The sequence below is a fragment of the Pseudomonas aestiva genome, assembly GCF_039908605.1.
Lineage (GTDB): Bacteria > Pseudomonadota > Gammaproteobacteria > Pseudomonadales > Pseudomonadaceae > Chryseomonas > Chryseomonas aestiva.
Map to the genome: position 1 here is coordinate 1,483,324 of NZ_CP150916.1, position 13,899 is coordinate 1,497,222.

The following is a 13,899-nucleotide window of genomic DNA, read 5'->3' on the forward strand; positions in this document are numbered from 1 at the left end:
CGCCAGCCCTGGCTTGCCGATAAAAAGTCAAAGGATTCACCACCCTGTTCGGACGGGCTGCTAAAGTCGAGAAGAAACAGGTTCGATAATTGTCATCGCCACGAGGAAACCGTTGCATGAAGGACGTGACCGACAGCCACATCGTGGCCATGGCGGAAGCCCGGCGCCTGCTTGAACGGGGTAGCCAGGCCAAGCGTCAGCACCAGCGCTATTTCCTCAACTTCCTCACCTTGCGCCAGGAAGCCTCGCGACTCAGTCAGCAGTCCTATCGGCTGAGCTGCGCGCTGGACGCCTTTTCCACCGAGCGCTCGCGCCAGTTGCCGCGGGTGCTGACCCTGGTAAAGGCCGACCGGGACGAACGGTTGTAAGGCCAGCAGCGCAACCGTAGGTATTCGTGGAGCTTTTTCTCCGGCCCCGGGGTCAAAACCTCGAACGCAGAGGAGAAACACCCCATGACCAAGCAATCACTGCTCTCCCTGGCGCTGGGCGCCGTCGTCCTGACCGGAGCCCTGCACGTCCAGGCAGCGCCCGAATCCATGACCCCAACCAAGCCGGCCGCCGACAAGGCCGCTTCGGAGCCCACCAGCTCGCAGTACCAGAACAAGGTCAACAAGAAGGACGCCAGTCAGAGCGATGAGGCGGTCACCCACGACCCTGATCATCCTACCTTTGAACTCGAAGAGGGTGGCCGGGCGCCGCGCAAGTACATCCGTGACGAGTACGTGATCAAGGATTTCAAGAAGCATGGTCTGGAGCAGCCGGGCGAAGACAGCCAATGGGTCAAGATCGGCTCCGACTATGTGCTGATCAAGCGCAGCAATGCGGTGATCGACAAGATCGTCAAAGCCAAACAGTGATCCACCATGACCGGGGCCGGCCCTCGGCCCCGGTGGCATTCGGGATGTCCAGCCGCCAGGCTGAAGCACCCCTTCTGGAGTTTTTTGCATGACCAGTGAAATCCGTGTCGTCGCCATCCTGCAGGCCAAACCCGGCCAGGCCGAGGCTGTCGAAAACGCCATGCGTGCCATCGTCGCGCCGTCCCGCGCCGAAGCCGCCTGTCACTTCTATACCCCGCACCGCGATCCGAGCCATGCAGATCGCTATGTCTTCGTCGAACGCTGGGCCAGTCGCGAAGCCCTGGCCGAGCACGAGCAAACCCCTCACTTCAAGCAGTTGCTGAGCGATCTGGACGGTCTGCTGGTCGATGCGCCACAGGTCATGATCCTCGAAGAATTGCCGCTGGCCTGAGCCGCCGACATGCCGTTGTCACCTGCCTGAGCCACCCTGGCCTCTTTTCCTGGAGGCCTGGATGAGTACCTCTCGACGTCAAGCGCTGGGCCTGCTCGGCCTGGGTCTGAGCGCACCCTGGTTCGCCGGTTGCAGCGCTCGCACGCCACAGCCGGATCCCTTCACCCTGGGCGTCGCCAGTGGTGATCCTGCCACCGACGGCTTCGTCATCTGGACCCGCCTGGCGCCCGATCCGCTGGCCGAGGACGGCTTGGGCGGTCTGCATGGTCCGGTCAAGGCTGGGTGGGAAGTGGCCCTGGATCCGGGGCTGCGTCAGGTGGTGCAGCGCGGAGTAATCCAGGCACAGCCACAGTCTGCTTTCTGTCTGTCCATCCCCCTGACCGGTCTGCTGCCGGGACGGCCCTACTGGTACCGTTTCACCGCGCTGGGCCACCAGAGTCGTATCGGGCGCGCCACTACGCTACCGCCGTCAGCCAGCGCTCCGCAGCGCCTGAAGCTGGTGGCCGCTTCCTGCTCCCACTATGAGAAGGGCTTCTTCAGCGCCTATCGGCACATGGCGGACGAACAGGCGGATCTGGCGCTGTTCCTTGGGGACTATATCTACGAGGTCAACGTGCCCCTGGCGCTGCCGGCGGTGCGTCGGCATGGCCTGCCGGAAGCCCGGGACCTGGCCAGTTACCGCCGGCGCCATGCGCTGTACCGCACCGATCCCGATCTGCAGTACCTGCACGCCAATGTCACCAGTCTCATGACCTGGGACGACCACGAGGTGCAGAACGACTATTCCGGTCCCTGGGCGGCGGACCCCAGGGTCAGTCTGGCTGCCTTCGCCGCGCGGCGGCAGGCTGCCTACCAGGCTTTTCGCGAACATGCGCCACTGCGCGGGTGGCGGACCCAGGGCACGGCGTTGCGTCTCTATGACCGGTGGCGCTTCGGTGACCTGGCGGAGATCCATCTGCTCGATGGTCGGCAATACCGCAGCGAACCGGCCTGCGCGACGGCCAGGACCCGCGGTGGCCAGCTGGTCGCCCCGGATTGCCCGGGTCTGCGGGACGCCACGCGCAGCATGCTCGGGCAGGCGCAGGAGCGCTGGCTGCTGGATGGCTTTCGCCACAATGCCACCCGCTGGAATCTGATCGCCAAGGATCTCCTGCTGGCACCCCTGCGGCAGCGGCTGTCGGATGGCGATCCGGCGCGCTGGACCGATGGCTGGGACGGCTATCCGGCGACTCGCGAGCGGCTGCTCGCGGCCATGGTCGACAGTCGCCTGGCCAATCCGGTAACCCTGGGCGGGGACATCCATTCCTTCTGGGTGACGGACCTGCACCGCGAGCCGGAAGACGAGCGGAGTCCTGTAGTGGCGAGCGAATTCGTCGGCACCTCCATCACCTCGGACGGACCGGACTACCGCCGTTTCCAGGCGCTGTTGCCGGAGAATCCCCAGGTGCGCTTCTTCGACAGCCGGGAGCGTGGCTATCTGGCCCTGGAGCTGACGCGGGAGCGGTTGCAGGTGGACCTGCGCACCATCAGTGATCGAACGCGCCCGGATGCCGGACGCGGCACCCGGGCGAGCTTCGTGGTGGAGGCGGGGCGGCCAGGGGCCGTCCCGGCCTAGCGAATCAGACGAACAGCGACAGCAGCATGATGAAGGCCAGGGCCACCACCGAGAGGATGGTTTCCATCATCGACCAGGTCTTGAAGGTTTCGGCCACGGTCATGTTGAAGTACTGCTTCACCAGCCAGAAGCCGGCGTCGTTGACGTGGGAGAGGATCACCGAACCGGCACCGGCGGCCAGTACCAGCAATTCCTTGTTCACACCGGGGATCAGCGCCACCACGGGGGCGACGATGCCGGCGCCGGTGATGGTCGCCACGGTGGCGGAACCGGTGGCCACGCGGATCACCGCTGCCACCAGCCAGGTCAGCAGGATCGGCGAGATCTGCGTCTGCACCGCCAGGTTGCCAATCACCTCACCCACGCCGCTGGCCACCAGCATCTGCTTGAAACCACCGCCGGCGCCGACGATCAGCACGATGGCCGCCACTGGCGCCAGGCTCTGGTCGAGCAGCTTGACGATCTTCTCGCGAGAGAAGCCGCAGGCGGTGCCGAAGCTGTAGAAGCTCAGCAGCAGGGCGGCGAGCAGGGCGGTGATGGGGTGGCCGATGAAGTCCATCCAGATGCGGAAGTGGTTGTCGGCGGCGAAGAAGATGTCGGCGAAGGCCTTGAGCAGCATCAGGATCACCGGCAGCAGCACGGTGAAGACGGTGATGCCGAAGCCCGGCAGATTGCGGTTGTCGGTCTCCTGGGCGATCTGGGCGACCAGTTCGGGGTTGGCCGAACCGGGGATGCGCTTGGAGATCCAGGCACCGAAAAGGGGACCGGCGATCATGGCGGTGGGCAGGCCGACCAGCAGGCCATAGAAGATGGTCTTGCCGATGTCGGCACCGAACACCCCGACCGCCAGCAGCGGACCCGGGTGCGGCGGCACCAGGCCATGCACGGCGGACAGGCCGGCCAGCAGCGGGATGCCCAGCTTGACCAGCGACAGCCCGGTACGGCGGGCGACGATGAACACCAGGGGTGCCAGCAGCACGAAGCCGATCTCGAAGAACAACGGGATGCCCACCAGGAAGGCGGCGAACATCATCGCCCAGTGCACGCGCTTGATGCCGAAGGCGCGGATCAGCGTCTGGGCGATCTGGTCGGCGCCGCCGGAATCGGCCATCAGCTTGCCGAGCATGGTGCCCAGGCCGAGCAGGATGCCGACGAAGCCGAGTACGCCGCCGAAGCCGTCCTGGAAGGATTTCATGACCTTTTCCACCGGCATGCCGGAGGTCAGGCCGAGAAAGCCCGAGGCGATGGTCAGGGCGATGAAGGGATGGACCTTGAACTTGGTGATCAGCAGCACCAGGCCGATGATGGTGACCAGGGCGTCGAGCAGAAGGAAGCTGTTGTGGTCCATGCCGAACATGGCGCCTCTCCTATTGTTGTTGTGGGCGTTGTAAGAGCCTATTCAAAGTCTGCTGCGCGTCGGCCAAACTGCGTTGAAAATGGCTTCGGAATGCTCATTTACCCTTCGTAAACTCCGCTTCCTCAGCCCTTTTCGCCTTGTTTGTCTCTAGCTCGCGAGACTTTGAACAGACTCCAAGGGTTGGAATGGATAGCGCTGTCTCGTCAGGCCGGCTGGGCCAGGCGCGCCGAGGTGGTCCACCAGGCCGACACCTGGGTGCCGATGGCGGGCAGGCTGTCGCGTGCATCCACTACCAGCGTAGCCGGTTCACCGTGGGGTGCTTCGAGGGCGGCGAACTGGCTGTCGATCAGGCTGGCGGGCATGAAGTGCCCCGGACGATTGGCGACGCGCTGGGCGGCGGTCTCGCGAGTCAGTTCGAGAAAGACGAAGCCGAGACCGGGCACGGCCTGGCGCAACTGGTCACGGTAGCGGCGCTTGAGCGCGGAGCAGGTGAGTACCGGGCGTTCGCCCGCGGCCACGGCGGCGGCCAGTTCCTCACCGAGGCGGGTCAGCCAGCCAGCGCGATCTTCATCGTCGAGGGGAATGCCGGCGCTCATCTTGGCGATGTTGGCGGCGGGGTGGAAGGCATCGCCTTCGATCAGGCGGCCACCGTCCTGCTCGGAAATGGCCGCGCCGACGCTGCTCTTGCCGCAGCCTGCGACGCCCATGACCACCAGCGCGGGAATGGGAATGTTCATCGTCACCTCCGGTCTGGAGACAGCGCTACCCCGGAAAAGGAAAAAGGTAGCGGCTTCCAGTTCTTGTCGATCTTGTTAGGCCGAATGCCGACGTGTCCTGGAAGGGCACGCCAGGCTTGTAGTGTCTGGTGAGACAGCGCTACCTTAGGCGCGTTCTCCGTCTCTGACAAGCCTGAAACCATAACAATGAATCGAACGGGTTCTCGTAGTTCCGGTCGGCCCACCCTTACCGAGGTGGCGCTGCAGGCTGGTGTTTCCCCCATCACGGCCTCGCGTGCCCTGCGCGGTGTCGCCAGCGTGGCGCCCGAGCTGGTCACCCGCGTGCAGGAAGCTGCCGCGCGCCTTGGCTATGTCACCAATCCGGCCGCCCGCGCCCTGGCCTCCGCCCAGGGGCATTCGGTGGTGGTGCTGGTCCCCTCGCTGTCCAACCATCTGTTCATCGAGCCGCTGGAGGCCATCCACGAGGTGCTGCGTCCCCGTGGCCTGGAAGTGCTGATCGGCAACTACCACTACGATCCCGTGGAAGAGGAGAAGCTGATCCGCAACTACCTGGCCTATCAGCCCCGCGGACTGCTGCTGACCGGCTTCGACCGTACCGACGCCGCACGCCAGCTGCTGGCTGCTAGCGGGGTGCCGCGAGTGCACATGATGGAGCTGGATCCGGCGGGGTCGGTGCCCAGCGTCGGCTTTTCCCAGCACGCCGCCGGCGCCGCGGCGGCGCGGCATCTGCTGGCGGCGGGGCGCAAGTGCCTGGGTTATGTCGCTGCCCAGCTCGACCCGCGGGCGCTGGCCCGGGGCGAGGGCTTTCGCGAGGTGCTGCGCGCGGCGGGCTGCTATGACCCGAGTCTGGATGTGCTGGATCCACAGCCGTCATCCGTGGGCCTGGGCGCCCGCCAGTTCCGCGAACTGCTGGCCCGGCGGCCGGAGGTCGACGGCCTGTTCTTCTGCAACGACGACCTGGCCCAGGGCGCGCTGTTCGAGGCCCAGCGGCTGGGCATTGCCATACCTCAACGGATCTCGGTGCTGGGCTTCAACGACCTGCCCGGCTCGGCGCATACCGTGCCCCGGCTGACCTCCATCCAGACCCCCCGCGCCGCGGTAGGGCGCCAGGCCGCGACCCTGTTGCTGGGGCTGCTCGACGGCCGCAGCCAACCGACCTGCGTGGATCTGGGATTCGAGCTGGTGAGTCGGGAGAGTGTGTAGGGCTGGTCGCTCGCGTCGGATCATCGCGGCCATGGGCCGCTCCTACAGGTACCGATCTCTCCTGTAGGAGCGGCCCATGGCCGCGATAGGACAGTTACTCGCAGTAGGTGTCGATGTCTCCATTGGGAGCAGCTTTCTTATCGCCTGAGCCATCGAAAACGAGCATCCGCTCCAAGCGTCTGCTCTCTCTCCTGGGAAGGGCGGGTGTGAGGCAAGCCCTCGTGGCGGGCTCCTCGTGGAAAAGGCTACGCCGTTTTCCACGCTACGGTGCCGATGTAGGTTGGGTTGAGACGGTGCCATCGTCGAAGCCCAACAGTGGGCGCCTGGAGTGGGTGTGCTGGGCTTCGCTGCGCTCAGCGCCAACCTACGGTGCCGGTATAGGTTGGGTTGAGATGGTGCCATCGTCGATGCCCAACAGTGGGCGCCTGGAGTAGGTCTGTTGGGCTTCGCTGCGCTCAGCCCAAGCTACAGGGTCCTGCGCGGTGGCCGCCGACCGCTCCGCTAACCCCCTCTCCCCCTGGGAGAGGGCTGGGGTGAGGGTGCTGGTCCATCGCACTCATGGCCGCGATCGCGCGGCAGCCAACCCTACCGCAACGCCTTGGCCAGAATCCGCGACTGCCCCTGGAAATCCTGGCGGGCATAGAAGGCCTGGGCGTCCTCGTTGAACTCCATCACCTCCAGGCGCAATTCGTCGACGTCGTTGTCCCGGGCCCAGGCTTCCACGGCTTCCAGCAGCCGCGCACCCACGCCCTGCCGTCTGTGGCTGGCAGACACCACCAGGGTGCCGATCCGGCAGAGGATCAGCGGCTGCAGAAAGGAAATCGAGCGGGTATCGGACAGGCGTGCGGTGACGAAGCCGACCAGTTCGTCGCTGGCGTCAGCGACGAACAGCACCCCGTCTTCCGGCTCCAGCTGGGCAGCCCAGTAGTCCTGGTCGCGCCAGCCGCCGGAGGGCTTGGCGAAGGTCGCCGGCGCCTGCCGGTGATGCTGCTCGGCGAGTTGTTCGGCCAGCCGGCAGATGGCGGCGAGGTCGGTGACGAAGGCGGGGCGGATACGCAAGAGCGGTGCTCGCAAGAGGATTCAGCCGTTCACCTTACGCCGCGCGGTGCGGCTCAGGAAGTCTCGACATCCAGCTGCCGGTACCAGTCGGCATAGGGGGTATTCCGGGCCATCCGCCGGTTGTAGTCGGGTTCGCCGTCGGTCCACCAGACCGGTCCGCGCTCGCCCAGGGCGTGCTTGGCGGCGTCCACCGCGGCGCGTGCGCTGCGCAGGGCAGCCTCGTCAACCTGGCGCTTGGCTACGCCCACCTGGCGGCGCGCATCCATCAGCTCATGGGTCAGGGCGTCGCGGCGATCGGCGGGCAGGCTGGGATCGGCGCAGCGCCAGAGCCGGCCCCTGACCACGAAGTAGCGTCCGTCCGGGGTGGTGGGATAACGCATGGCAGGGGCCCCTTGGTCAGTCGTCGATGTCGAGCAGGGCGCGGCAATCCGGGTAGTTCGAGCAGGCCCAGAATTCCCGCCCCTGGTGGCGACCGCTGCGCGCGCGACGGCGGACCATGGGAGCCTGGCACTCCGGGCATTCCGGCGCCAGCGCCTGGCTGGGGGGCGCTACCCGGGTGCGCGGACGGCGCCCGCCGAACACGGCATCGCGCACGGCGGTGGCGGAATAGCGCGCCGCCGCGGGAATCTCCACCAGGCGCAACTGGGCGGCCTCGCACACCGACCTCACGAAGCGATCGCGCTGCTGGCGATGGCGCTGCAGGTGCGACCTGTCGTTGAGTTCGACCACGGCGTGCACGGCGAGGTCGTCACGCCGGCAGATGGCGAAGTCGAAGTGCTTGCAGTTGATACGGTTCTGCGCGATCAGATAGCGGCGGCGGTCGCGCAGCGGCAGGGTCTGGACCACATCGGCGATGCGCACCTTGCCGAACACCCGGTAGTCGTCGCCCACGGCTTCGTCGAGCACCGTGAGAAAGGCCTGTTCGGCGGGAGTGAAAAGGGCTTCGACCTGGCGGTAGGGAAAGGCGGCCTGGCGCCGGCGCTGCCACCACCACAGCGCCCCCAGAAGCAGCAGTCCGGCCAGGACCAGCAGGGGCAGGTAACGCTCGTACATCTCGAACTCCAACAGCGGGGCGCCATGATAGTGAGTTCCGGCGCCGGACAGCAGCGGTGGCGACGAAGTGTCAGTCGCGCCGCGGTAGTTGCCGTTGCAGATCGTCCAGCCGCAGCAGGGTCACCGACTTCAGACAACTCAGATACTGCAGCTGCTGCATGGCGCCCTGGAAACCCCGCGTCGCGGTGGCGCAGCGGGGGGCGCGATCGTCCTGCCAGAGGTGTTGCAGACGTTCGAAAGCGGGGCGTTGCGCAGCGGAGAGACCCGCCAGCCGGCGCCCGTAGACGTCGGCCAGCCGGGCTTCGGCCACGGCCAGGTCCTGGCTGGCGCAGGCCGCCAGCTGCGACTCGCTGCCCTGGCGATCGCAGGTGGCCGGGGCCTGTTCGGCGGCCAGGGCAGCGGTCGAGAGCAGCAGGGCGAGCAGGGCGGACAGGCGACAGGTGATCATGCAGGCTGACTATTGCAAGGGCAGGCCGCCTAGACTGCCGTAAAAGCCCGGCGCTCACCAGGCGCCGCCGGTCTCCTGCGGCTCGCCCTGGGTCTCGCGGAAATGGCGGATCTGCACCAGCAGCCAGTCGATCCAGCGCTGTACTGGTGCATCCACCGCGCCCTTGGGCAACACCAGGAAGTAGGCCTGGGCCGACAGCTGGTCGAACCGATCCGGCAGCGGGCGGACCAGGGCTCCGCTGGCCAGCAGGCGCTGGGCCAGCACGCCGCCGCCGAGCGCCACGCCCTTGCCGGCGGCCGCCTGTTGCAGGGCCATGCCGCTCAGTGAATAGCGCGGACCGCGCAGACTGTCGCCCAGGGGCACCTGCTGGCTGGCGAACCAGTCCTGCCAGGCGTTGGACCGGCTGCTGGGGCGACCCGAACGCCAGCCGCCGGGCCATTCGGCATGCAGCAGCGGATAGTCCAGCAAGGCAGCGGGCCCTGTCAGCGGCGCCGGGATCAGCGCCGGGCTGCACACCGGAAAGATCCATTCGCGCAGCAGCAGGCGCGTCTCGCCATCCTGCCAGTCGCCGCGGCCATAGCGGATCGCCGCCTGGGCACCGCCCTCGGTGCCCAGCGGCACGATGGCGGACGAGGCGTCGAGAAAGACCTCGATATCCGGATGCTGGCGCTGGAAGTCTTCCAGCCGCGGCAACAGCCATTCCTGGCCAAAGGTGGGGGGCGCGCTGACGGTCAGGACACTGCTCTTGATCCGGGCCCGGGCGACCGCGCGGGTCAGGCCGTCGAGGTGCGGCGCGATCTCCCCGGCCAGGGCGCGACCCTGGGCGGTGAGCCGTACGCCCTGGGGCAGGCGCTCGAACAACGGCTGCCCCAGCTCGGCTTCGAGCAGGCGGATCTGCCGGCTGATGGCGCCGGCCGTGACATGCAACTCGTCCGCGGCCTTGGCGAAGTGCTGGTGTCGCGCAGCGGCGGCAAAGGCGCGCAGGGCGTTGAGGGAAGGGGCAGTGGTCACGCTGAGCCTTAATTTTCCTGAGCCTGACGCCCATTAAACATCGTTTGTCCGACCTGTTCAGCCACGGTCATCCTGCAGGCTCACTTTTTTCCTGGAACGACGCCCATGCGCAAGGATCTCGACCTCCCCGCCGTGCTGGTCATGCTGGTGCTCTGCCTGGTCTGGGGCCTGCAGCAGACGGCGATCAAGGCCATCGCCGAGCAGGTGGACCCCTTGCTGCAGATCGGCTGGCGTTCGCTGCTGGCGGCCGGGCTGCTCTATGGCCTGGCGCGCTGGCGCGGCATCCGCTGCCTGGGCCGTGACCGGACGCTGATTCCCGGGCTGCTAGCCGGTTCGCTGTTCGCCCTGGAGTTCCTCTGCATGGCGGTGGGCCTGAAGTACACCAGCGCCGCGCACATGGTGGTGTTCATCTATACGGCGCCGCTGTTCGCCGCCTGCGGCCTGCACTGGCTGGTGCCAGGCGAGCGGCTGTCGGGACGCCAGTGGCTGGGCATACTGCTGGCGGCCAGTGGCGTGGTCTGCGCCTTCCTGGTCGGCAAGCCGAGCGGCGGCACCAGCTGGCAGGGCGACCTGATCGGCCTGGTCGGCGGTGCCGCCTGGGGCGCCACCACGGTGCTGATCCGCCGCAGCGCCCTGGCCGAGGCGCCGCCGTTGCGCACCCTGTTCTATCAACTCGGAGTGACCGGGGTGGTGCTGCTGGCGCTGGCCCTGCCGCTTGGCAAGCGACTGGATCTGGCCGGGCTGGATTCCCTGGCCTGGTCGAGTCTGGCCTTCCAGGTGTTCATCGTCGCCGGCATCAGCCTGCTCGGGTGGTTCGTCCTGCTCAGTCGCTATCGCGCGGCGCCCCTGGGCGTGCTGACCCTGCTGACGCCGCTGTTCGGTGTGCTGATGGGCGTCTGGCTGCTGGGCGAGACTCCGGGGCCGGGCTTTCTCGCCGGCACGGCCCTGGTGCTCAGCGGCCTGCTGATCGTCAGCTATCCTTCCCGCTCGCGAGTCGCGTCCCGCTGACTCGCCTGGCCCTGAGCGTCCGATGTCGTCCACTTCGCTGAATCCCTGGTTACTGCGCCTCATCCCCCTGGTGTTCCTGGCCCTGTGGTCCGCCGGTTTCGCCGTGTCCAAGGTGGGCCTGGCCTATGCGCCCCCCTTCACCCTGTTGGCGATGCGCTATGCCCTGGCTTTCAGCGTGCTGCTGATCGCCTTCCTGCTCCTGCGTCCGCCGCTGCCGCGCACCCGGCGGGAATGGGCGAATCTGGCGGTGGTGGGTTTTCTGATCCAGGGCGTCTATTTTGGCATGAGCTATGGCGCCCTGGTGATGGGTGCCTCGGCCAACGTGGTGGCCATGGTCGCCTCGTTGCAACCCATCCTGGTGGCTCTGGGCGCGCCCCTGCTGGTGGGCGAGCGGGTGGCGCCGCTGCAGTGGCTGGGACTGGCCCTGGGACTGCTCGGCGCCATCGGGGTGATCGTGGCGCGCGCCAGCGTCGCCGTGGAGTCGCTGTTCGGCATCTGCCTGGCGGTCGGCGCCTTGCTGGGCATGACCAGCGCCGTGCTCTACGAAAAGCGCCTGGGCGTGGCCCAGCATCCGGTCACCAACAACCTGGTGCAGTACAGCGTCGGCCTGGTGTGTTGCGCGCCCCTGGCGCTGCTGTTCGAGCATAGCCCGGTGCACTGGGCGCCGGCCTTCATCGGTGCCCTGGCCTATCTGGTGCTGGCCAACTCGCTCTTGGCCATCAGCCTGCTGGTGTGGATGATCCGCGCCGGCGAGGCGGCGCGGGTCAGTGCGCTGTTCTTCTGCGTGCCGCCGGGCGCCGCCCTGAGCGCCTGGCTGCTGCTGGGCGAAACCCTGCCGCCCCTGGCCTGGGTGGCCATGGTCATCGCCATCGGTGGGGTGCTGCTGGCAACGCGGGCGGGAAGCAAGGCGGCGCGCTGAACCGCGCCGCCCGTCGCTAGGCCGTCTTGAGTCCGGCCAGCACCTTGTCCACCGTCAGCGGATAGTCGCGGATGCGCACCCCGCAGGCGTTGTAGACGGCGTTGGTGAGGGCGGCCCCGGCGCCGCAGATGCCCAGTTCGCCGACGCCCTTGATCTTCAGCGGATTGGCCTTGTCATCCACTTCCGGCAGGAAATGGGCTTCGATGGCCGGGATGTCCAGATGGCAGGGGTAGTGGTAGTCGGCCAGGTCATGGTTGACGAAATGGCCGTGGCGGGTATCGATTACCCCTTCTTCGTGCAGGGAGCTGCCCACCCCCCAGATCATCCCGCCAAGCATCTGCGAATAGGCGGTCTTCTCGTTGAGGATGCGCCCCGCAGCGAACACCCCGAGCATGCGCCGCAGGCGGATCTCGCCGGTGAGGGCGTGCACCCCCACCTCGGCGAAGAAGGCCCCGTAGCCCTGCTGGGAATAGTCCTTGAGCGTCTGCCCCGGCTTGATCTCGCCGATGGCCTGGAGATCGTGCTCGCGCGCCAGTTCGGCGAGGTCGCGACTGCCGTTGTCGGCGATCAGCCGGCCACCGACGAAGCGGGCGCTGGCCGGATCGAGGCCCGCCGCTTGCGCCGCCTTCAGGCGCAGATTCTCGCAGGCGACATAGACCGAGGAGCCGGAACTGGCCGCGCCAAAGGAGCCGCCGGAGCCGGCCCCGGCCGGATCGTCGCTGTCGCCCAGCAGCACCTTGACTCGCTCCACCGGCAAGCCGAGCGACTCGCCGGCGATCTGCGCCAGGATGGTGTAGGTCCCGGTGCCGATATCGGTCATCGAGGTCTTCACTGTGGCCGTGCCATCGGCCTCCAGGCGGACCCCGGCCTGGGACGGCCTGAGCATGTTGGCGCGACTGGCCGCGGCCATGCCCATGCCGATCAGCCAGTCGCCGTCGCGCACCTGACCGGGCTTGGCATTGCGTTTGGTCCAGCCGAAGCGGCGGGCGCCGTCCTGCATGCATTCCACCAGCTTGCGGGAGGAGAAGGGGATGTGCTTTTCCGGGTCCTGGCTGGGTTCGTTGCGGATGCGCAGCTCGATGGGATCGAGCGCGAGCATGACCGCCAGCTCGTCCATGGCGCTTTCGCTGGCAAGCATCCCCACGGCTTCGCCGGGCGCCCGGCAGGAGCCGGACTCGGGCAAATCCAGCTCGACCATGCGGTGCGCTACCAGGCGGTCATCGCCGGCATAGAGGGTACGCGAGGACAGGCCGGTGGGTTCGTAGTAGGTCAGGCCACGAGCGGAATGGGACCAGCCCTCGTGGGCCATCGCCTGGATACGACCATCGCGGTCGGCACCCAGGCGGATGCGCTGCACGGTGGCCGAGCGATGGTCGGTGATCTGGAACATCTGCTGGCGGGTGAGGGTGACCTTGACCGGCCGGCCGATGGCCCGGGCGGCCATGGCGCCGATCAGGGCATCGGCATAGATCGGCAACTTGCCGCCGAAGCCGCCACCGATATAGCGCGCCACGATGCGTACCTTGTCCTTGGGCAGCTGCAGCGTATTGGCCACGCAACTCTGCGCCTGCTCGACGAATTGGGTGGAGCAATAGATCGTCACCCGGTCGCCGTCCCACTGGGCGAGACTGGCGTGGGGCTCCATCTGCGCATGGATGTGGTAGGGCGTGGTGTAGCGCTCGTCGAGCTTGATCGGCGCCCGGGCAAAGGCGGCATCCACATCGCCCGAGGCGGTGTCGGTGGGCTGATCGGCATCCGGCGGCTTCACCGCCTGGCCGAGGTTGGCGGCCAGGTCGAAGACGCCCGGCTCGGCCGCGTAGTCGATCTCCACCAGGGCCGCCGCCAGGCGCGCCTCCTCGAAGGTCTCGGCCACCACGAAGGCCACGGGTTCGCCGAAATAGCGCACCTGGTCGCTGTCCAGGTAGGGCTTGGGCCGGGTGAAGCGGCCGCTGTTGTCCGGCTCGCGGGCGGCCTGGCGCGGCGCATTGCGATAGGTCAGCACGCTGAGCACACCGGGCGCGCTCTCCGCAGCCGAGGTGTCCAGGCGCCGGATGCGGCCCTTGGCGATAGTGGCGCCGACGATGAAGCCGTAGGCGACGCGATCGTTGCGGAATTCGAAGCTGTAGGGCGCCTGGCCGGTGACCTTGAGCAGGCCGTCGACGCGATCGATGGGCTTGCCGATCAGGCCGCCGCGATTCTCGTCGATCAGGTTGCGGCCAGCGGGTTCATTCATTTCCATGC

At 67.4% G+C, this 13,899-nt stretch carries 15 protein-coding genes; 7 read left to right on the top strand and 8 right to left on the bottom strand.

The features are described from left to right. Positions 1-116 precede the first annotated feature (116 nt). From AABM56_RS06815 to AABM56_RS06830, 4 genes are all read left to right on the top strand, one after another. Positions 117-368 (top strand): hypothetical protein, encoded by a 252-nt coding sequence (locus tag AABM56_RS06815; protein ID WP_133859743.1) that lies wholly within the window; start codon positions 117-119, stop codon positions 366-368. An 84-nt stretch (positions 369-452) separates the two neighbouring features. Further along, positions 453-857, top strand: coding sequence for an RcnB family protein (locus AABM56_RS06820; RefSeq protein ID WP_133859742.1), 405 nt, complete (start codon positions 453-455; stop codon positions 855-857). A gap of 88 nt (positions 858-945) precedes the next feature. Next, positions 946-1,248, top strand: a complete 303-nt coding sequence (locus AABM56_RS06825) for a putative quinol monooxygenase (RefSeq protein ID WP_347883925.1) — start codon at positions 946-948, stop codon at positions 1,246-1,248. Positions 1,249-1,309: 61 nt separating this feature from the next. Further along, complete coding sequence (locus tag AABM56_RS06830; RefSeq protein WP_347883926.1) at positions 1,310-2,863, top strand: alkaline phosphatase D family protein; 1,554 nt, start codon at positions 1,310-1,312, stop codon at positions 2,861-2,863. A gap of 4 nt (positions 2,864-2,867) precedes the next feature. Here the strand turns inward: AABM56_RS06830 and AABM56_RS06835 are convergent, their stop codons facing one another. Then, positions 2,868-4,220 carry a GntP family permease gene (locus tag AABM56_RS06835; RefSeq protein ID WP_133859739.1) on the bottom strand — a complete coding sequence of 451 codons (1,353 nt, stop codon included), beginning with the start codon at positions 4,218-4,220 and terminating at the stop codon, positions 2,868-2,870. A gap of 203 nt (positions 4,221-4,423) precedes the next feature. Beyond that, positions 4,424-4,957 carry a gluconokinase gene (locus AABM56_RS06840; RefSeq protein WP_133859738.1) on the bottom strand — a complete coding sequence of 178 codons (534 nt, stop codon included), beginning with the start codon at positions 4,955-4,957 and terminating at the stop codon, positions 4,424-4,426. A 186-nt stretch (positions 4,958-5,143) separates the two neighbouring features. On the opposite strand from AABM56_RS06840, the gene AABM56_RS06845 reads away from it, so the two are divergent. Further along, positions 5,144-6,160, top strand: a complete 1,017-nt coding sequence (locus AABM56_RS06845; RefSeq protein ID WP_133859737.1) for a LacI family DNA-binding transcriptional regulator — start codon at positions 5,144-5,146, stop codon at positions 6,158-6,160. A gap of 585 nt (positions 6,161-6,745) precedes the next feature. On the opposite strand, the gene AABM56_RS06850 is transcribed toward AABM56_RS06845, so the two are convergent. The 5 genes from AABM56_RS06850 to AABM56_RS06870 form a co-directional block, all read right to left on the bottom strand. Then, on the bottom strand, positions 6,746-7,219 hold the full coding sequence (locus AABM56_RS06850; RefSeq protein WP_133859736.1) for a GNAT family N-acetyltransferase: 474 nt from the start codon (positions 7,217-7,219) through the stop codon (positions 6,746-6,748). Positions 7,220-7,272: 53 nt separating this feature from the next. Then, a complete protein-coding gene (locus AABM56_RS06855) occupies positions 7,273-7,599 on the bottom strand; it encodes a hypothetical protein (RefSeq protein ID WP_133859735.1) in 327 nt (108 codons plus the stop codon). Positions 7,600-7,615: 16 nt separating this feature from the next. After that, positions 7,616-8,272 carry a DUF2726 domain-containing protein gene (locus AABM56_RS06860; RefSeq protein WP_133859734.1) on the bottom strand — a complete coding sequence of 219 codons (657 nt, stop codon included), beginning with the start codon at positions 8,270-8,272 and terminating at the stop codon, positions 7,616-7,618. A 70-nt stretch (positions 8,273-8,342) separates the two neighbouring features. After that, positions 8,343-8,720 (bottom strand): lysozyme inhibitor LprI family protein, encoded by a 378-nt coding sequence (locus AABM56_RS06865; RefSeq protein ID WP_133859733.1) that lies wholly within the window; start codon positions 8,718-8,720, stop codon positions 8,343-8,345. Between the two features lie 54 nt (positions 8,721-8,774). Beyond that, the gene (locus AABM56_RS06870; RefSeq protein ID WP_263258943.1) at positions 8,775-9,731 is read right to left on the bottom strand and encodes a LysR substrate-binding domain-containing protein; all 957 of its coding nucleotides are present in this window, start codon (positions 9,729-9,731) and stop codon (positions 8,775-8,777) included. A gap of 105 nt (positions 9,732-9,836) precedes the next feature. Between AABM56_RS06870 and AABM56_RS06875 the strand changes: the two genes are divergently transcribed. Together AABM56_RS06875 and AABM56_RS06880 are read left to right on the top strand one after the other, a co-directional pair. Next, positions 9,837-10,739, top strand: coding sequence for a DMT family transporter (locus tag AABM56_RS06875; protein WP_347883927.1), 903 nt, complete (start codon positions 9,837-9,839; stop codon positions 10,737-10,739). Positions 10,740-10,761: 22 nt separating this feature from the next. Continuing rightward, positions 10,762-11,658, top strand: coding sequence for a DMT family transporter (locus AABM56_RS06880; protein ID WP_133859730.1), 897 nt, complete (start codon positions 10,762-10,764; stop codon positions 11,656-11,658). 16 nt (positions 11,659-11,674) lie between these two features. On the opposite strand, the gene AABM56_RS06885 is transcribed toward AABM56_RS06880, so the two are convergent. Next, positions 11,675-13,897: a xanthine dehydrogenase family protein molybdopterin-binding subunit gene (locus AABM56_RS06885; protein ID WP_133859729.1), complete on the bottom strand. Its 2,223-nt coding sequence runs from the start codon at positions 13,895-13,897 to the stop codon at positions 11,675-11,677. Positions 13,898-13,899: the final 2 nt, after the last annotated feature.

Excerpts from the sequence above, each read along its gene's own strand:
- AABM56_RS06815 (WP_133859743.1), top strand. The coding sequence starts at position 117 with ATGAAGGACGTGACCGACAGCCACATCGTGGCCATGGCGGAAGCCCGG.
- AABM56_RS06820 (WP_133859742.1), top strand. The coding sequence starts at position 453 with ATGACCAAGCAATCACTGCTCTCCCTGGCGCTGGGCGCCGTCGTCCTG.
- AABM56_RS06825 (WP_347883925.1), top strand. The coding sequence starts at position 946 with ATGACCAGTGAAATCCGTGTCGTCGCCATCCTGCAGGCCAAACCCGGC.
- AABM56_RS06830 (WP_347883926.1), top strand. The coding sequence starts at position 1,310 with ATGAGTACCTCTCGACGTCAAGCGCTGGGCCTGCTCGGCCTGGGTCTG.
- AABM56_RS06835 (WP_133859739.1), bottom strand. The coding sequence starts at position 4,220 with ATGTTCGGCATGGACCACAACAGCTTCCTTCTGCTCGACGCCCTGGTC.
- AABM56_RS06840 (WP_133859738.1), bottom strand. The coding sequence starts at position 4,957 with ATGAACATTCCCATTCCCGCGCTGGTGGTCATGGGCGTCGCAGGCTGC.
- AABM56_RS06845 (WP_133859737.1), top strand. The coding sequence starts at position 5,144 with ATGAATCGAACGGGTTCTCGTAGTTCCGGTCGGCCCACCCTTACCGAG.
- AABM56_RS06855 (WP_133859735.1), bottom strand. The coding sequence starts at position 7,599 with ATGCGTTATCCCACCACCCCGGACGGACGCTACTTCGTGGTCAGGGGC.
- AABM56_RS06860 (WP_133859734.1), bottom strand. The coding sequence starts at position 8,272 with ATGTACGAGCGTTACCTGCCCCTGCTGGTCCTGGCCGGACTGCTGCTT.
- AABM56_RS06865 (WP_133859733.1), bottom strand. The coding sequence starts at position 8,720 with ATGATCACCTGTCGCCTGTCCGCCCTGCTCGCCCTGCTGCTCTCGACC.
- AABM56_RS06875 (WP_347883927.1), top strand. The coding sequence starts at position 9,837 with ATGCGCAAGGATCTCGACCTCCCCGCCGTGCTGGTCATGCTGGTGCTC.
- AABM56_RS06880 (WP_133859730.1), top strand. The coding sequence starts at position 10,762 with ATGTCGTCCACTTCGCTGAATCCCTGGTTACTGCGCCTCATCCCCCTG.
- AABM56_RS06885 (WP_133859729.1), bottom strand. The coding sequence starts at position 13,897 with ATGGAAATGAATGAACCCGCTGGCCGCAACCTGATCGACGAGAATCGC.